This window comes from Agrobacterium vacciniicorymbosi (assembly GCF_040427045.1).
Taxonomy (GTDB): domain Bacteria; phylum Pseudomonadota; class Alphaproteobacteria; order Rhizobiales; family Rhizobiaceae; genus Agrobacterium.
The window spans coordinates 492,977-510,764 of record NZ_JBETMF010000002.1 but is presented as its reverse complement, the minus strand read 5'-3'; the positions used below and the strand labels follow the sequence as shown (position 1 = coordinate 510,764).

Here is a 17,788-nt window from a genome sequence, read left to right as displayed (position 1 = left end):
CTGACATCAACAACTCACGCTGCGTGTCGCGCGTCGTGGTAGTCTCCACTCGCCGATGCCTGCGAGTTGAGGCGAAACATTTGCAGCAGTTCGGACAGCCGTGCCACTTCGCGCGATAGAACGGCGCTGGCGGCATTGTTCTCTTCCACCATGGCGGCATTGCTCTGGGTGGCCTGATCGAGAATGTTGATGGCACTGTTGACTTCGCCCAGGCCAATCGCCTGTTCCCGAGACGCCGCGGCGATGGCGTTGACGTGCTCGCGAATATCGACCATCGAGCCGCCGATCCGGGAAAGGGCATTGCCGGTTTCACGCACGAAACGACCGCCTTCCTTCACTTCTGCTCCAGACACGTTGATCAAGGCCTTGATTTCTCCCGCCGCCTTGGCCGAACGTTGGGCCAGTTCGCGAACCTCCTGCGCTACGACCGCAAAGCCGCGACCGGCTTCGCCCGCACGGGCAGCCTCGACGCCGGCATTGAGCGCCAGAAGATTGGTCTGGAACGCAATTTCATCGATCACGGTAATGATGCTGCCTATCTTTTCGGAAGACCGCTCGATGCGTGCGACTGCGGCAATGGTGTCATCCAGAAGAGCCGTTGTCTGTTCCGCATCGCTTCCAGCCCTGGTCGCCAGATCACGCGCCTGAGATGCACGCTCTGCCGAAAGCCGGACATTGGCGGTCAGTTCGTCAAGAGCCGCTGCGGTCTGTTCCAGAGACGCGGCCTGCTGCTCCGTCCGGCGTGCCAGATCATCGGTACTCTGGCTGATCTCTCGCGCGCCGCCATCGATGGAATATCCCGACTCGGCAATGCCGCCCATCGCTTCGTTCAGCTGTTGAAGCGTCCGGTTGAGATCATGTCGTAGCGCCTCGAAATCCGGCGAGAAAGGCGCGGTCAACTGGAAGGACAGGTCGCCGCTGGCCAGACGCTTCAGCGCCCCCGCAAATCCTTCCGTGGCCTCCATCATCAGCGCACGGGCCTGCTCTTGTGCCTGCGTCTGAAGGCGCTCACGCTCAGCCTCAGACCGGCTTCTGGCTTCGGTCGCCTCGGCCTCGAGTTTGTCCTTGGCGATTGCCGCCTGCCGGAAAATCTCGAGCGCCTGCGCCATCGCGCCGAACTCGTCCCGGCGAGAAAGCCCCGGTACCGTCAACGCCGTTTTGCCATCGGCCAGACTGCGCATCGCGCCGGTCATGGCCGCAACAGGGCGGCTGATTGAACGTCCAATCAGATACACACTGATAACAAGGCTGAAAACTGTCAGCACAACGAAGCCGATGACCATGCGGATGGTCCATTGCTCCGCAGCAGCATTGGCTGTGGCATTTTGCGTCAAAGCGCTGTCGTAATAGGACAGCACATCCTGAACGAAAGGCTGCATGGCCTCATAAGCCTGCTCGGTGGTGCTGCGCAACTGTTGTTCCTGAATGGCCGCTTCGGCATAAAGCCGGAAGGACGCCGTATAGACGTCCAGCGCATCCATGATGCGCTGACGCTCTGCACCGGGCCGGAACTCCTTCTTCACAAGCACCTTGAAGGTTTCGACTTCACCGCGATGCTTCTCCACATAAGACGCATCCCGACGCAGGATGAAATCCTTCTCATGCCTGCGCATCATCAGCATGCTTGCGCGGATTTCAGCGTTTTCCAGACCGGAAACAAGAGTTTCGATGCTATGGACTGCGCCCCGCATGGCACCTGCCAATCCGGTCGACGCTTCCAAACCAAGCTCGGTGTTTTTGGCAACAAGGCTTTTTACCGACTGGGCGTAAGCTTCAAGCGCAGTCGCAAGTCCCTCCAGCTTCGCCGCCGTTTCTGCGCTGGCATTTGCACGCAGCGTCTCAAGCCGTGATGCGGCATCTGCCACCACGTCATCGAAGTGCTCGACAGCCCCCATCTGCTTGCCGAGAAGGAAATCCTTCTGGTGAAGCTGCGCCTGCTGCAAATCCGTGGCAAGAGCGGAAACGGCGGCCTGCCTCTCAGCAACCGCAGTCGCGGATGCCTTGTAGCCAGCCTCCAGATGGCGCTGAAAAAGAAACGTGCCGACGACCACGGCCAACCCCATGAGGGCAACGAGGGCGAGGAGAAAGACGCGATGGGAAATCCGCAACGCACCGGGAAGAACTGAAGACATATGAGATCCCTATTGTTGGACCCCAACAAATCGCCATCAAACGTTAAGAAAAACTCAATCTTTGATGACAACCATATTATTATTTTATGACGTAAAAACAGTGTTTTAAACGCATTTTACGAAACAGCCGTGTCTTTTCAATTCTGCGAAGCATCATGAATTCGGCTTTCTGCGAAAGAACACGAAAGCGACCGAAATACCGGTTGCCACGCCCACCAGAACATCCAGCAATCTAACAAAACCGGCGCTCTGTGGCCCCAGCAAAAGAACGAGCATGGCGGAGGCACCCGCCTGTATCGCCACCATGGGTGCCTTGTTGAGGGAAGCGGCGATGATCATGGCGATGAAGATGGCCACGGCCATTCTCACCTCACCCATTTCATAGGGAAACATCAGCGCGATTTCACCGATGACGATGCCGGTGGTGACGCCTATGAGCAGGTTGATGCCCTGCGTGAAATGATTGGGAATGTTAGGCGCAAGGCAGATCAGCGCGGTGATGGCCGCAAAGACCGGCTGCGGATGGCCCAGCAGATGGCGAGCCACCCAAAAAGCAAAGGCGGCAGCCAAAGCCGCCGCCAATACATGGGTGAAGGCTGCACGAGCGCGATCAAGCAGCCCTTGCAGCATCCCTATCAGTCTTTCTTCGGCGTCGGAACGACGCGCAGTGCCAGTTCGCGAAGCTGCGTTGGCGTGGCCGGGGCCGGTGCGTTCATCAGCAGATCCTGTGCCTGCTGGTTCATCGGGAACAGCGTGATTTCGCGCAGGTTCTTCGTGCCGGTCAGCAACATTACCACGCGGTCCACACCGGCAGCCATGCCGCCATGCGGAGGTGCGCCGTACTGGAAGGCGCGGTAGAGGCCACCGAAGCGGTCTTCCACGTCCTGCTGGCTGAGACCAACCTTCTCGAACGCCTTGACCATCAGTTCAGGCGACTGGTTACGAATGGAGCCGGAGGCGATTTCGTAGCCGTTGCAGACCATGTCGTACTGGTAGGCCTTGATCGTCAGCGGATCCTGATTTTCCAGCGCGTCCATTCCGCCCTGCGGCATGGAGAATGGGTTGTGGGCGAAGTCGATCTTCTTTTCTTCTTCGTTGTATTCGAAGAACGGGAAGTCGACGATCCAGCACAGCTCGAAACGATCGCGGTCAACGAGGTTCAGCTCTTCGCCTGCGCGGGTGCGGGCTTCGCCTGCAAACTTGTAGAACTTGGCAGGATCACCCGCCACGAAGAAGGACGCATCGCCTGCTTCCAGACCAAGCTGAACGCGCAGGGCTTCCGTGCGCTCTTCGCCGATGTTCTTGGCGAGCGGGCCGGAACCGACAACCTTGCCGTCTTCTTCCTTCCAGAAGATGTAACCGAGGCCCGGCTGGCCCTGCGATTGCGCCCATGCGTTCATGCGGTCGCAGAATGCGCGGCTACCGCCGGTCTTGGCCGGGATTGCCCAGACTTCGACCTTCGGGTTGGACGCGATCATGTTTGCGAAGACCTTGAAGCCGGAACCGGCGAAATGGTCGGTCACAGCCTGCATCTCGATCGGGTTACGCAGGTCCGGCTTGTCGGAGCCGTAGGTGCGGATCGAATCGTCATAGGCGATGCGGCGGAAGTTTTGCGTTACAGGCTTGCCTTCGGCAAACTGCTCGAACACACCGCGAATGACAGGCTCCATGGTTTCCCAGACGTCTTCTTGCGTCACGAAGCTCATTTCGAGATCGAGCTGGTAGAATTCGCCGGGCAGACGGTCTGCACGCGGGTCTTCGTCGCGGAAGCAGGGAGCGATCTGGAAGTAGCGGTCGAAACCGGCCACCATCAGAAGCTGCTTGTACTGCTGCGGTGCCTGCGGCAGCGCGAAGAACTTGCCTTCATGAATGCGGCTCGGCACGAGGAAGTCACGCGCGCCTTCCGGCGACGAGGCCGTCAGGATCGGTGTGGAATATTCGGCAAAGCCGATATCGCCCATGCGGCGGCGCATGTCGGAAATGATCTGCGTGCGCTTGATGATGTTCTTGTGCAGCGTATCACGGCGCAGGTCGAGGAAGCGGTACTTCAGGCGCACGTCTTCCGGATAGTCAGGCTCACCGAAGACCGGCAGCGGCAGTTCCTTGGAAGCGGCCAGCACTTCGATTTCCTGCGCATAAAGCTCGATTTCGCCGGTCGCCATAGTCTTGTTGACCGTGTCTTCCGAACGGGCCTTGACCAGACCATCGATACGGATGACCCATTCGCCGCGAACCAGTTCCGCCTGCTTGAACGCCGGGCTATCCGGGTCTGCCACCACCTGCGTGATGCCGTAATGGTCGCGAAGGTCGATGAAGAGAACGCCGCCGTGATCTCGCACGCGATGGACCCAGCCAGAGAGGCGGACAGTCGCGCCAACGTCGGACTTGCGGAGAGCGGCACAGGTGTGGCTGCGGTAACGATGCATTTTGTTATCCTGAAACATAGCGGCGATCAGCACATGGATCGCATATTCTAAATCGGGCGGAAAAGCGCATGGCCTGCCTGATTTGTCAAGGCAAAGCGCAATATTGTCCCGTATTGCGCCGCCTTTAGGCGTATTTGACGGCAAAGAATCGGTTATCCATGGTGCAGCCTTCTCAACCGCCCTCCAGACACGCGATGTGTGACGCATGAGCCAGTTACGACCCCTTTTTCCGCTGCTGCTGACGGCAGGCATTCTGATCGGCGGAAATGGCCTGCAAGGCACATTCATCGCGCTGCGCGGATTGTCGGAGGGATTTTCGGCCAGCACCATTGGCCTTATCAGCGCTGGTTATAGTCTGGGCTTTGCGCTTGGCTGCGTCAACGTCACGCGCCTTCTTCGGCAGATCGGCCATATCCGTGTCTTCGCCGCCATGGCGGCCATCGCATCCGCCGCTTCCATCACCATGGTTTTAATCACCAATCCCTTCTTCTGGTTTGCTATGCGCTTCATCATCGGCGTCGCCGTTGCGTGCCTCTTCGCCACCATCGAAAGCTGGATCAACGCGCAGGTGACGAATTCCAACCGGGCACGGACGCTATCCATCTATCGCTTTGTTGATCTGGGCGCGGTGACGCTGGCGCAATATGTCATTCCGGCTGTTGGCATCGAGGGGCCTGCGATCTTCTCGTTGATCGCAATGGCGCTGACGCTCTCGCTGGTGCCGATCTCGCTTGCGGATAAATCCAACCCCGCGCCGCCGAAGCAGGTGCCGTTCGATCTCTTTGCCGTGTGGCGCATTTCGCCGCTGGCGGTCATTGGCTGTATCGCGGTGGGTCTCAGCATGTCGGCCTTCCGCAATATCGGCCCCATCTATGCCGAGCAGATCGGCCTCTCCGTCACTTCGATTGCGACCTTCATGAGCGCAGGCATCATCGGAGGGGTCGTGCTGCAATATCCGCTGGGCGTCTATTCCGATCGTTACGACCGCCGCATCATCATCCTCGCCACCACCGCTGGCTCCGTCATCACGGGTCTGTTTCTGTCCTTCTTTGCCGGAAGCGATGAGCTCCGAAACGTCATCGGCGTGTTCATCTTCGGTGCTTTCGCACTGCCGCTTTATTCGCTCAGTTCCGCCCATGGGAACGACCACGCCAAGGATGGAGAGCACGCCATGATGTCGGCGGGGCTTCTGTTCTTCTGGTCGCTAGGCGCCACGGTGGGACCGCTGCTGGCTTCCGTCTTCATGCAAATTTTCGGCCCCAAGGCGCTGTTTGCCTACACGGCTTCGATCCAGGTCGTCTTCATGATCTACACGATTTACCGGCTGACCGTGCGGGCTGCAGTGCCGCCGGAAGAGCGAAACTGGCGCTTCCGCCCGCTTTTGCGCACGTCAGCCTATTTCAGCAAGCTGGCGGCCCCTCCACCGTCCGATCAGAATAAAAAAGACTGATAACACTCTCATATACCCTGGAAAGATGGGACAGAGACCCAAGAACAGTCGCGATTGTATTGACATGGGCGCTTCAAAGGGAAAGTAAGTTTGATACTTTCCATGAGCGGCAAAAAAACAATGATAGAGACGACTACAGCACTCGCCGAAGCCTGCAAGGAACTGGCGAAATCCGATTTCATCACCATCGATACGGAATTTCTGCGCGAAACGACTTTCTGGCCTCAGCTCTGTCTGGTTCAAATGGCAAGCCCGACGCTGGAAGTGCTGGTCGATCCCCTTGCCAAAGATATCGATCTGACGCCGCTGTTCGAGCTGATGGCCGATACCAGTGTCATCAAGGTCTTTCATGCCGCGCGTCAGGACATTGAAATCGTCCACCATCTGGGCGGCCTCATCCCACACCCCATCTTCGATACGCAGGTTGCAGCGATGGTCTGCGGCTTCGGTGACTCGATCTCCTACGATCAGCTCGTGCAGAAGATCAAGAATGTCCAGATCGACAAATCCTCGCGCTTCACCGACTGGAGCCGCCGTCCGCTGACTGAAAAGCAGCTGGATTACGCGCTGGCCGACGTGACCCATCTGCGCGATGTCTATCTTGCGCTGAAAGCCCAGCTGGAGCGCGAAGGCCGTTCTTCATGGCTGAAGGAAGAGATGGACATTCTCGAGTCCGTTGAAACCTACGACATGCATCCTGATGATGCGTGGCTGCGGCTGAAATCGCGCCTGCGCAAGCCGACCGAACTTGCCATCCTCAAATTCGTCGCCGCGTGGCGGGAGCGGGAAGCGCGTTCGCGCAACGTGCCGCGCTCACGCGTGTTGAAGGACGATGCGATTTTCGAGATTGCCCAGCAGCAGCCGAAAGATGCCGACGCGCTGTCGCGCCTGCGCACCATTCCCAAAGGCTGGGAGCGCTCGACTTCCGGCACCGCCATTATCGAAACCGTCAATGCAGCGCTCGCTTTGCCGAAAGCCGATATGCCGCACCCGCCACGCCAGAGCCATTCTCCGGAAGGCAATGGTGCTGCGGTCGAACTCCTCAAGGTTTTGCTGAAGCTGACGGCTGACAAGCACGGCGTCGCCGCCAAGGTCATCGCCAACAGTGAAGATCTCGACAAGATTGCCTCCGAAGGTGAGAGCGCCGAAGTCCCTGCCCTTTCCGGCTGGCGTCGCGACCTTTTCGGTGAACCGGCTTTGAAGCTGATCCGCGGTGAAGTGGCGCTTCGTTTTGCTGGCAAGAAGGTCGAAGCACTGGAACTGCCGCAACAAGCCTAGCTCTACTTTAAAGGCCGGGCACCGTAGATCGGCCTTATGATCAACCAGTTGATGCCGCAGACCGTGACCGATGCAAGTCGGCCACAGCTGCGGCCATTGGTCTTACATTACCGAAACATCACTTTTTGACCCGCGCCTTCCACAATAAAGTCGCAACCGGCGGGAATCACGGTGCATTCGCCGGTGGATCGCGGTGTCCTATCAACCGCATTGCAAGCAAAGAGCAGACATGAGAAAAATTCTCGCAATGCTGGACTATGTCGTGCTGTTTCTGGCGGTTGCCGGCAGCGGCGTGGCCTATGCATTTCTGGAATATGGTGGCGGGGCGCTGATTGGCGCGACCTACGCCCTGTTTGCCTGCGCACCCATTCTGGCCTTCGAGCGCGGTTACATCATGCCGGGTCTTGCGCGCCGCATCAGCATGCTGCCAACACCGGCCTATATTTCCATCGGCCTCATCGTCTACGCCATTCTGGTCTTTTGCGGTTTCGGTCTCGGCGGCACGATTTTGTGGGCGACCGGCATTTTTCCCGTCAGCTGGCGGCGCGCCGTGCATGCGGAAATGCAGACGCTTCTCTTCACACTCGGTGTCTGTGCCATCATCGTCTTCATCATGCGGGTGCGCGAACTTCTGGGCCGCGATATTTTCATCGACCTCATTCTGGGTCGTTACCGCCGCCCGGTCAGTGAGGAGCGCGTGTTCCTCTTCATCGATCTGGTCGGATCGACATCCTTTGCCGAAACCCATGGGGACTTGAGAGCGCAGGAATATCTCGGCGAGTTGTTTTCCACCTATGCCGGGCCCGTGCGGCGCCACGGCGGGGTGATCGATGACTATATCGGTGACGCGGCCATCATCACATGGCCTTACCATCAGGCCATTCGCCGTGCTGCCTGCATCAACTGTGTCTTCGACATTCTAACGACGATAGAAAACGACCGTGCCGAATGGCTGTCGCGCTTCGGCACCGTGCCGAAGCTGCGCTTTGCCATCCACGGCGGGCCGGTCATCACGGCGGAAATCGGGGTCGACCACCACAAGATCACCTATTTCGGCGATACGGTAAACACCACCGCCCGGCTGGAATCGCTGAGCAAAATGCTAGGCTATCCCGTTCTCATCTCTTCCGATCTCGCGCATCAACTGCTGCTGCCGAAGGGTGTGAAAAGCGAATATCTGGGCGAACATGCCGTGAAGGGTCGCGGGCAAACGCTCGGCGTCTGCGCACTCAGCCGCCAGCCAGCGGCGGCCTGAAAAGATTTCATCAAACCGTCAACGCTACATTACGCCCCTGTCATGAAGTCTGCCTAACGGTCCTGCGTTACAGATGCAAACCGACAGGTGTTTCATGAAAAAGACCCTCCTCGCCTCCGCCGCAATTCTTGCCCTCGGCACCATTTCAGCTTTTGCCGCGGAAAAGGAGTTTCCCGCAAAGCTCGTTTCTCAGGCTGTGCTTCCGGCAAACACCATCATTCCGGCACCATCAGACGCACCGGAACACCTCAAGACATCCGCCAAGTTCACGACGGCGGATCGCAAGCGGGCCGAAGGCCTCGGCACCGTTCCCGGCAAGGATGGCGTCCGCATGACGGGTCTTTCCATGCCTTTCGCAGGTCAGGCCATGCAGGGATTTTCCGGCATCAAGACCACGGAAGACGGCACGTTCTGGAGCCTTTCCGACAATGGTTTCGGCTCGAAGACCAATTCCAGCGACTCGATGCTGATGCTGCACCACCTGAAGTTCGAGTGGGATGCAGGCAAGGTCAACGCGCTTGAAACCGTGTTCCTGTCCGACCCGGACAAGAAGGCACCCTTCCCCATCGTCATGGAAGGTTCCGATAAGCGCTATCTGACCGGCGCTGATTTCGATGTCGAATCCATCCAGCCGGTTGCTGACGGCTTCTGGGTCGGCGAAGAATTCGGCCCCTACATCCTCAAATTCACCCGTGACGGCAAGCTGACGGATGTGGTCGCAACAAAGGCTGGCGAGATCGACGTCAAGTCGCCTGACCATCCGGCTCTGACGCTGCCCGGCAACCCGACGCAGAAACTGCCTGCCTTCAACCTGAAGCGCTCCGGCGGCTATGAAGGCCTGGCAATGTCCAAGGATGGCTCCAAGCTTTACGGTCTTCTGGAAGGCCCGCTCTATAATGCCGAAGGTCAAGTCGAAAAGACCGAAGACGGCGCAACCGGCCTGCGCATCATTGAGCTCGATGTTGCCTCCAAGAGCTGGACAGGCCGCACATGGCTCTACCCGCTGGCGGAAACCGGCGAAGCCATTGGTGACTTCAACATGCTGGATGACAGCACCGCTCTGGTCATCGAGCGCGACAATGGCGCCGGAACCGCCGACAAGGCCTGCGCCGACCCGAAGAAGCCGGAAGCCAATTGCTTTGCCGTTCCCGCCAAGCTGAAGCGCATCTACAAGATCGAAATCAACGATGCCAATGTCGGCAAGGCCGCCCGCAAGATCGGCTACATCGACCTGATGAAGATTGCGGACCCCGACAAGAAGGCAAAGCAGGGCAGCGATAATGGCGTCTACACGATGCCATTCGTCACCATCGAAAATGTCGATCGCGTCGATGCCACGCATATCATCGTCGGCAACGACAACAACCTGCCCTTCTCCGCTGGCCGCGCACTGGACAAGGCAGACGACAATGAATTCGTTCTGCTTGAGGTGAAGGACCTGCTGGACGCGAAGTAAACGTCCGACAAACAAAAACCGCCATGGTTTACGCCATGGCGGTTTTCACAAACGGTATAGCAAGCGCTTGTTATTCGAACACGAAAGCCAGCTTCTTGCCCGTCAGCTTCGACAACTGCTGAAGCCGCCCTTCAAGGCGTTCACCGGCGAAATCGCAATAGTCGTGCGGCACCACGAATTCCAGATCGTAATCGGGATTTTCGGACTTGCGGAAGCGCAGGTGATCCACCACGCCCGGCATGGATGCCGAGAACAGATAGGCCACGCGCAAAAGGCCACCCAGAAGTTTCGCAAGCTCCATCATGCGCGGCGTGGCGATCTTGGCCAGACCGTCCGTCATGCCGTTATCGTTCAGACCTTCGAAGCGATAATAATTGGCCAGCGCAATATAGGCACGGCCCGGATGGGTGATGGCCACGAAGGACGAGTGGGCGATGATGTTGAGCGCCTGCAAGCCGCGATAATCGGGATGAGCGCGCCAGCTGATATCTGCCACGAGGCAGGCTGCCTGCCGGTAACGGCTCTCTTCCGGTGTTTCCTCGATACCAAAGACCGGGAAAACACGACCGCTCCAATCGGCAAGCTCGCGTGCATGCTCCGGCGAGCGAGCGCGCAGAATCGCCAGTTCATCGGCAGCGACCAACAACGGATCGCTCTCACGTTCGGTTTCCGACAGAAGGGAGTAGAGATAGCCTTCACGAACGCCCTGCGCCGAAAAGGCGATCCGGGCGGGCTTCATGACTTCCAGCACTTCGCGCAAAGCGATGGCGCCGAAGGGAAGCAGTGAGCGGCGGTTTTTGGAAACGGCCTGCCAGGCCGGGTCCTTGCTGTCCTTCGAGGCGATGACCTCTTCGAGGAAGCTCAGCATTTCCGCGAGCGGGACCTCGTAACCCTGCATCATATGCAAGGGGTAATTGGTGATTTCCATGTGCAGCTTGGCGATGTTGCGCCATGTGCCGCCCACGGCATAGAAGGTGCGGCCCTCGCCCTTCGATAGAAGCTTAGCGCCTTTGACCTGTTTCTTCGTGTAGCTCGTGGCCTTGTCCAGCGAGCCGCCGGATTGCTCGAAAAGGCGAAGGCCTCCAAGCGGCAAGGTTATGCCGGTGCCGCAATCGCCGCCCTTCACGTCGATGAGTTCCAGCGAGCCGCCACCCAGATCGCCCGCAATGCCATCAGGATCGTGAAAACCGCTGATAACGCCATATGCGGAATAAAGCGCTTCCTTTTCACCGGAGAGAACCTCGATCTCGCAGCCGAGAATGGCTTCTGCTTCACGAATGAAATCGGGTCCGTTTTCAGCCTCACGCGCGGCAGCGGTGGCCAGCACATATAGCTTATGTGCCTGCGCCTGCTCGGACAGCGCGTGAAAACGGCGCAGCGCGGTCAGGGCACGGCGCACGCCTTCTTCATCCATGCGACCGGTCAGAGCCAGACCCTTGCCCAGCCCGCACAATACTTTTTCATTGAACAGCACCGCAGGGGCGCGCGAGAGACCTTCATATACAACGAGGCGAACAGAGTTCGAGCCGATATCTATGACGGAAACGGGGGCAATGCCTGACAGCCGCCCCTGTGCTTCTGATCTTGTCATTCAGCCTGTTTCTTGCGGGATGATATCAACCCAGCAATCAGTTTAGGCGCACTGGATTTCAAGGCTTCACCACGTCCGGAAAGGCTCGGGTTGGTCATGAAATAGTGCTGCGCGTTGAACGGTTCCTCACCCTTGCGCACCTCGATGCGCCTGGACGTACCGTCCGGAAGTATCTCGTAGCTCTGCTGGTTGTCAATGAGATTGCCCAGCATGATCTGTGAAAGAACCTGTTCATGCACGGTTGGGTTGACCAAAGGAACCATGGTTTCCACGCGACGATCCAGGTTTCGCGGCATCATGTCGGCAGAGCCGATATAGACCAGCGCCTTGTCGGATGGCAGGCCATAACCATTGCCGAAGCAGAAGATTCGGCTGTGTTCCAGGAAGCGACCGACAATGGATTTGACGCGGATATTGTCGGAAAGTCCCGGCACCTGCGGACGCAGGCAGCAAATACCGCGGATCACCAGATCGATCTCGACGCCTGCTTCGCTCGCACGATAAAGCGCATCGATGATCTCAGGATCGACCAGCGAATTCATCTTCATCCAGATCGCAGCCGGGGCACCCGCCTTGGCATGCTCGATCTCATCATGGATGTGCTTGAGAATGCGTGCGCGTAGCGTGTAAGGCGAAACCGCCAGCTTCATCCCCTCTTCCGGCTCACCGTAACCGGTGATGAAGTTGAAGATATTCGCCATATCATGCGCAATCTTTGGATTGCAGGTGAAGAAGGACAGGTCGGTGTAAATCTTGGCCGTCACCGGATGGTAGTTGCCGGTGCCGAGGTGGCAATAGGTCCGCAGCTTGCCGTCTTCACGCCGTACAACCATCGACATCTTGGAGTGCGTCTTCAGCTCGATGAAGCCGAACACGACCTGCACGCCAGCGCGTTCCAGATCGCGCGCCCAGCGAATATTCGCCTCTTCATCGAAGCGCGCCTTCAACTCCACCAGCGCCGTTACAGACTTACCGGCATCGGCAGCATCGATCAGCGCACGCACGATGGGGCTGTCATTGGAGGTACGGTAGAGCGTCTGCTTGATGGCCAGTACGTTGGGGTCACGCGCGGCCTGATGCAGGAACTGCGCAACCACGTCGAAGCTTTCATAGGGGTGGTGAACCACCATGTCCTTTTCGCGAATGGCAGCAAGGCAATCGCCCGCATGTTCACGCACGCGCTCCGGGAAACGGGCATTGTAGGGCTCGAACTTCAGGTCATCACGCGGTGCCTTGACGATTTCAGAAATCGTATTCAGCGCCAGCAGACCGGGCAGAACGGCAACGCGGTTATCCGGCACGCCCAGCTCATGCACCACGAACTGGCGCAGTGATGGCGGCATTTCACTATCGGTTTCAATACGGATGACCGAACCGCGACGGCGGCGCTTCAGCGCGCTTTCGAAGTAACGGACCAGATCTTCGGCTTCTTCTTCAAGCTCGATATCGCTGTCACGGATAATACGGAACGTACCGAAGCCACGCACCGTATATCCGGGGTAAAGCCGGTGAATGAACAGGCCGACGACATCTTCAAGCGTGATGTAACGGATCGCGGTCTTGTCATCCGGCAGACGCACGAAACGGTCCAGCGCGGGTGGCAGGCGAAGCAGCGCAGTCATCGGCTCGCGACCGTTGACGCTATCCAGCTGCAAGCCCATGGAGAAGCCGAGGTTGGGAATGAAGGGGAATGGATGCGCCGGATCGATGGAAAGCGGCGTCAGCACAGGGAAGATCAGCGCTTCGAATTCGTTTTCCAGCCAGACGCGATCCTCATCCGACAGCGATGCTGGGCGAACGATGTAAATATCTTCCTTCGCGAGATATTGCTGCAAAACGGCCAGCGATGCCTGCTGCTCCATCTGGAGATTGTCGATCTCTTTGAGGATTTCCTCGAGCTGCTCGGCTGGCGTCTTGCCATCAGGCGTCTTCACGGTGATGGACTGGCGGACCTGTCCTTCCAGACCGGCAACGCGGACCATGAAGAATTCATCGAGGTTGGCGGCGGAAATCGACAGGAAGCGCAGGCGCTCCAGCAAGGGATGGTCGGTGTTCAGCGTTTCTTCCAGAACACGACGGTTGAACTGCAACCAGGAGAATTCGCGGTTTACGAAGCGCGTCGGGCTATCCCAGAGGTCTTGCACCTCCGGTGCCGTCTTGCCGCCCTCTTCGATATGTTCCTGCATCACCGAGTCCATCAAACAATCCACCCTTTAAATATTCAGACCGGCATGCAGAACCATGAAAGCCCGCGCCGCCCTGTTTTTGTTGAAGCATCGGATAGACCAAACCGTTTCGATGCCCTCATGCCCGTATAACAGTTTGACTACGGAACTGTGACAGTCAATCCTCGTCCGGGTCGCCACCAAGCTCCGTCAGCACTTCCGCTGCCATTGCCCGGCTGATGCGCGTTCCTCTCGATAGTCCCAGCCGATCCAGCCTTTCGACAATCGTCTGCGCCGTATTCAGGGAACGCTCCATCCTTGCAACGATATAGCTGACAAGTTTGTCATCCATGTAAAGCTGGCGGTCGGCAAAGAGCTTCATCAGCACCTGCGCCAGCAAATCCTCGTCCGGCTCGCCAATTTCCACCACCGTCGCCGCCTTGAGACGCGAGCGCAGATCCGGCAACGTCACCGGCCATGCCGCGGGCCATTGCCGCGTGGTGATGAGAAGCGAGGTGCCGTTTTCACGCACGCTGTTGATGACGTGGAAAAGCTCGGTGTCGTCAAAGCCGTTTCTGTCAGCGTCTTCGAACAAAACGGGGCCGTTTTCCGCTACCCGCGCAGCCGCATTGCCCGGCGAAGGCTTAATCTCTGCGGCACCGCTGGTGTTTCTCCAGATGCTGGCGAGATGGGATTTGCCCGAGCCCTGCGGCCCGACCAGAATGACGACAGGCGACGGCCAGCGCGGCCACTCATCCACGATGCTCACGGCAGCATCCAAAGGTGCCGCCACCAGCAAATCCTCTCGGCCCGTCGCCGTCTGGTGGGAAAAAGCAAGCGGCAACTGCTCGGCCTTGGACCGTGCGCCACCGGGTTTGTTGTTATCCGTCATCTGTCAGCTCTGAGAATCGATCTTTTTCGGCGGCAAAGCCTCCAGCTGAGACTCTTCAGGGTCCCAGGGAAGATTGGCGGCACGACCATGGTAAAGATCGCTATCAAGATAGCGCGACAGCGCAAAGCGGACAAGCACGCCAACCGCAGCCGCCGCAGGCACCGCGACCATAAGGCCGACGAAGCCAAACAACACGCCGAAGGCGAACAACGCGAACATCAGCCAAACGGGGTGAAGCCCGACGCTGCTGCCGACCAGTTTCGGCTGCAATATGTTGCCTTCCAAAAACTGACCAGAGAAAAAGACCGCCAGCACGAGAATGACATCCACGTAGTTCGGCCAGAACTGCACCAGCGCCACGCCAACGGCAAGCACCAGGCCAACCATTGAGCCAATATAGGGAATAAAACTGATTGCACCCGCAAAAAAGCCGATCAGAAGACCAAAATTCAGACCCACAAGCGACAGCCCGACGGCGTAATAAACGCCCAGAATGATGCAAAGCGAACCCTGCCCGCGAATAAAGCCGGCAATGGTACTGTCCATATCGCGAGCGATCTGGCGCACGGTCGCCACATGGTCGCGCGGTATCCAGCTGTCCACCTTTTCGATCATCCGGTCCCAGTCCAGCAACAAATAGAAGGCCACAACCGGTGTCACCACCAGAAGCGAAATGACGTCCACCAGCGACTTGCCGGAGTTCCAGATTTGCGTCAGCAAGGTGCCGATAAAGCCAGCGCCCTCTGTCAGCAGCTTGGAGAAGTTTTCCTTCACGGTGTCGATCTGCGAACTGACCCAGCCCGGTAGAATATTGGTGTCCGCCCCTGCAATGAGTTGCTGAAGAGACGAGATATATTGCGGAATACGGCTGATGAATTCCGAAGCCTGCGCGACGATCAGGGGGATAATGATGATGAGCGACAGCGCAAACAGCAGCACGAAGGAGACGAGGATCATCACACTCGCCATCATCCGGCTCAGACCGCGCCGCTCCAGCCAATCCGCGATAGGATCGAGGAAATAGGCGAGCGCCATGCCTGCGACGAAGGGCAGCAAAATGGAACTGAAGACCATCAAAAACAGGATGAAGATGACGAGCGCACCCAGCCAGAAAAAGATCTGGCGTCTCAGATTCATGCCTCTGATATGTGGTTGCATCATCTGCTCCTTTGAGCGCCTGAACTCATAACGCCGTGGTTAGGAGATAGGATGCGTGGACCGGACTGGTCAAGTGTGGCACCGTTGCCAAATTCGTCACGGCTGACCTTTCCCATAACAATACGGCTAAAACAGCCAAAAGGCGTGAAAAACATGAGTTTTCCCGCGCCCATACTTGCATCGTCACCCGTCTCATGCGAATGGCGACGCCAAACGGAACCAGTGGAGACGAGAGCCATGAGCCAGTCGGGCAAGAACGGTCTTACCTACAGCGATGCAGGCGTGGATATCGACGCCGGAAACCTGATGGTCGAGAAGATCAAGCCAGCCGTGCGCTCCACCCGCCGCCCCGGTGCGGATGGTGAAATCGGTGGCTTTGGTGGCCTGTTCGATCTGAAAGCCGCTGGCTTTACCGACCCGGTTCTGGTGGCCGCCAATGACGGCGTCGGCACCAAGCTCAAGATCGCTATCGACGCGAATTATCACGACACCGTCGGCATCGACCTCGTCGCCATGTGCGTCAACGATCTTGTGGTGCAGGGTGCAGAACCGCTCTTCTTCCTCGACTACTTTGCGACCGGCAAGCTCGACCCGGATCAGGGTGCCGCTATCGTCACCGGCATTGCCGCAGGCTGCCGCGAATCCGGCTGTGCGCTGATTGGTGGTGAAACCGCTGAAATGCCGGGCATGTATTCGGATGGTGATTACGATCTGGCAGGCTTTGCCGTCGGTGCCGCCGAACGCGGCCAGCTTCTGCCTGCGGGCGACATCGCTGAAGGCGATGTCATTCTAGGCCTCTCATCCTCCGGTGTTCACTCCAACGGTTTTTCGCTCGTTCGCAAGATCGTCTCGTTGTCCGGTCTCGACTGGGACGCCCCAGCCCCCTTTGCCGATGGCAAGAAGCTGGGCGAAGCGCTGCTGACGCCTACCCGCATTTACGTAAAGCCTCTCCTGAAGGCCATCCGCGAGACCGGTGCACTCAAGGCGCTGGCGCATATCACCGGCGGCGGCTTCCCGGAAAACATTCCACGCGTTCTGCCAAAGCATCTGGCCGCTGAAATTGACCTCGACGCCATCAAGGTTCCCGCCGTCTTCTCATGGCTTGCCAAGACAGGTGGCGTTGCACCGAATGAAATGCTGCGCACCTTCAACTGCGGCGTCGGCATGATCGTCGTGGTCTCGCCTGAGAACGCTCAGACGGTCACCGACGCTCTGACAGCCGAAGGCGAAACCGTCTTCGCGCTGGGCCGAATGGTTGCGCGTGCGGAAGGCGAACACGGCACGATCTACAAGGGCACCCTCGCCCTATGATCGCCTCTTCCGCCCGCAAGCGAGTCGTCGTTTTCATCTCCGGCAGCGGCTCCAACATGATGGCGCTGGCGCAGGCCTGTCAGGCACCGGATTTTCCGGCGGAAATTGCCTGCGTGATTTCCGACAAGGCAACGGCTGGCGGGCTGGCGAAAGCACAAAGCCTTGGCATTCCGACGCTCGTTTTCGAGCGCAAGACCTATTCCAGCAAGGCCGAACACGAAGCCTCCATTCTGGCGGCGCTTGGCGAAATCGCGCCTGACATCATCTGTCTAGCGGGCTATATGCGCCTCATCTCCGGCGATTTCATCGCACCCTATGCGGGCCGCATCATCAACATCCACCCATCGCTCCTGCCGCTCTTCCCCGGCCTTCACACCCATGACCGCGCCATCGAAAGCGGCACGAAGATCACCGGCTGCACCGTGCATTTCGTTACCGAAGGCATGGACGAAGGCCCGGTTATCGGCCAAGCGGCAGTGCCGGTCCTGGCAGGTGATGATGCAGACGCACTCGCCGCCCGTGTTCTGACCGTGGAACACCAGCTCTACCCCCTCACCCTCAAGCTTTTGGCAGAGGGCAAGGTGCGGATGGAGGGCGGCAAGGCCGTTCGCAGCGATGACGCCTGTGAGGCGGGGCAGCAGCTTATTTCTGCATAAACCTCTCACTTGGCCAAG

Annotated in this window: 13 protein-coding genes; 6 read left to right on the top strand and 7 right to left on the bottom strand. The window is 58.4% G+C overall.

The genetic code is table 11. The features are described from left to right. Positions 1-14 precede the first annotated feature (14 nt). The 3 genes from ABUK73_RS05775 to aspS all read right to left on the bottom strand — a co-directional run bounded on the left by ABUK73_RS05775 (position 15) and on the right by aspS (position 4,558). Positions 15-2,132 carry a methyl-accepting chemotaxis protein gene (locus ABUK73_RS05775; protein WP_353576416.1) on the bottom strand — a complete coding sequence of 706 codons (2,118 nt, stop codon included), beginning with the start codon at positions 2,130-2,132 and terminating at the stop codon, positions 15-17. A 153-nt stretch (positions 2,133-2,285) separates the two neighbouring features. Next, positions 2,286-2,762 (bottom strand): FUSC family protein, encoded by a 477-nt coding sequence (locus ABUK73_RS05770; RefSeq protein ID WP_353576415.1) that lies wholly within the window; start codon positions 2,760-2,762, stop codon positions 2,286-2,288. A gap of 5 nt (positions 2,763-2,767) precedes the next feature. After that, positions 2,768-4,558, bottom strand: coding sequence for an aspartate--tRNA ligase (gene aspS / locus ABUK73_RS05765; protein ID WP_353576414.1), 1,791 nt, complete (start codon positions 4,556-4,558; stop codon positions 2,768-2,770). Between the two features lie 205 nt (positions 4,559-4,763). On the opposite strand from aspS, the gene ABUK73_RS05760 reads away from it, so the two are divergent. The 4 genes from ABUK73_RS05760 to ABUK73_RS05745 all read left to right on the top strand — a co-directional run bounded on the left by ABUK73_RS05760 (position 4,764) and on the right by ABUK73_RS05745 (position 9,997). After that, positions 4,764-6,008 (top strand): MFS transporter, encoded by a 1,245-nt coding sequence (locus tag ABUK73_RS05760; RefSeq protein ID WP_353576413.1) that lies wholly within the window; start codon positions 4,764-4,766, stop codon positions 6,006-6,008. Between the two features lie 120 nt (positions 6,009-6,128). After that, positions 6,129-7,286: a ribonuclease D gene (gene rnd / locus ABUK73_RS05755; protein ID WP_353576412.1), complete on the top strand. Its 1,158-nt coding sequence runs from the start codon at positions 6,129-6,131 to the stop codon at positions 7,284-7,286. Between the two features lie 229 nt (positions 7,287-7,515). Continuing rightward, entirely contained in the window at positions 7,516-8,541 is a 1,026-nt protein-coding gene (locus tag ABUK73_RS05750; RefSeq protein ID WP_353576411.1) for an adenylate/guanylate cyclase domain-containing protein, read from the top strand. A 94-nt stretch (positions 8,542-8,635) separates the two neighbouring features. After that, a complete protein-coding gene (locus ABUK73_RS05745) occupies positions 8,636-9,997 on the top strand; it encodes an esterase-like activity of phytase family protein (protein WP_353576410.1) in 1,362 nt (453 codons plus the stop codon). A 70-nt stretch (positions 9,998-10,067) separates the two neighbouring features. Here ABUK73_RS05745 and ppx read toward each other — a convergent pair whose 3' ends face one another. The 4 genes from ppx to ABUK73_RS05725 all read right to left on the bottom strand — a co-directional run bounded on the left by ppx (position 10,068) and on the right by ABUK73_RS05725 (position 15,803). Beyond that, the gene (gene ppx, locus ABUK73_RS05740; RefSeq protein ID WP_353576409.1) at positions 10,068-11,588 is read right to left on the bottom strand and encodes an exopolyphosphatase; all 1,521 of its coding nucleotides are present in this window, start codon (positions 11,586-11,588) and stop codon (positions 10,068-10,070) included. Continuing rightward, on the bottom strand, positions 11,585-13,786 hold the full coding sequence (locus tag ABUK73_RS05735; RefSeq protein ID WP_353576408.1) for an RNA degradosome polyphosphate kinase: 2,202 nt from the start codon (positions 13,784-13,786) through the stop codon (positions 11,585-11,587). Before ABUK73_RS05735 ends, ppx begins: the two co-directional genes overlap by 4 nt. Positions 13,787-13,931: 145 nt before the next feature. Beyond that, positions 13,932-14,645: a DnaA regulatory inactivator HdaA gene (gene hdaA, locus ABUK73_RS05730; protein ID WP_353576407.1), complete on the bottom strand. Its 714-nt coding sequence runs from the start codon at positions 14,643-14,645 to the stop codon at positions 13,932-13,934. Positions 14,646-14,648: 3 nt separating this feature from the next. Beyond that, on the bottom strand, positions 14,649-15,803 hold the full coding sequence (locus ABUK73_RS05725) for an AI-2E family transporter (RefSeq protein ID WP_353576406.1): 1,155 nt from the start codon (positions 15,801-15,803) through the stop codon (positions 14,649-14,651). Between the two features lie 237 nt (positions 15,804-16,040). Here ABUK73_RS05725 and purM point away from each other — a divergent pair, with 237 nt between their 5' ends. Together purM and purN are read left to right on the top strand one after the other, a co-directional pair. Next, positions 16,041-17,114 carry a phosphoribosylformylglycinamidine cyclo-ligase gene (gene purM, locus ABUK73_RS05720; protein ID WP_353576405.1) on the top strand — a complete coding sequence of 358 codons (1,074 nt, stop codon included), beginning with the start codon at positions 16,041-16,043 and terminating at the stop codon, positions 17,112-17,114. After that, a complete protein-coding gene (purN, locus tag ABUK73_RS05715; RefSeq protein WP_353576404.1) occupies positions 17,111-17,770 on the top strand; it encodes a phosphoribosylglycinamide formyltransferase in 660 nt (219 codons plus the stop codon). Before purM ends, purN begins: the two co-directional genes overlap by 4 nt. Positions 17,771-17,788 lie beyond the last annotated feature (18 nt).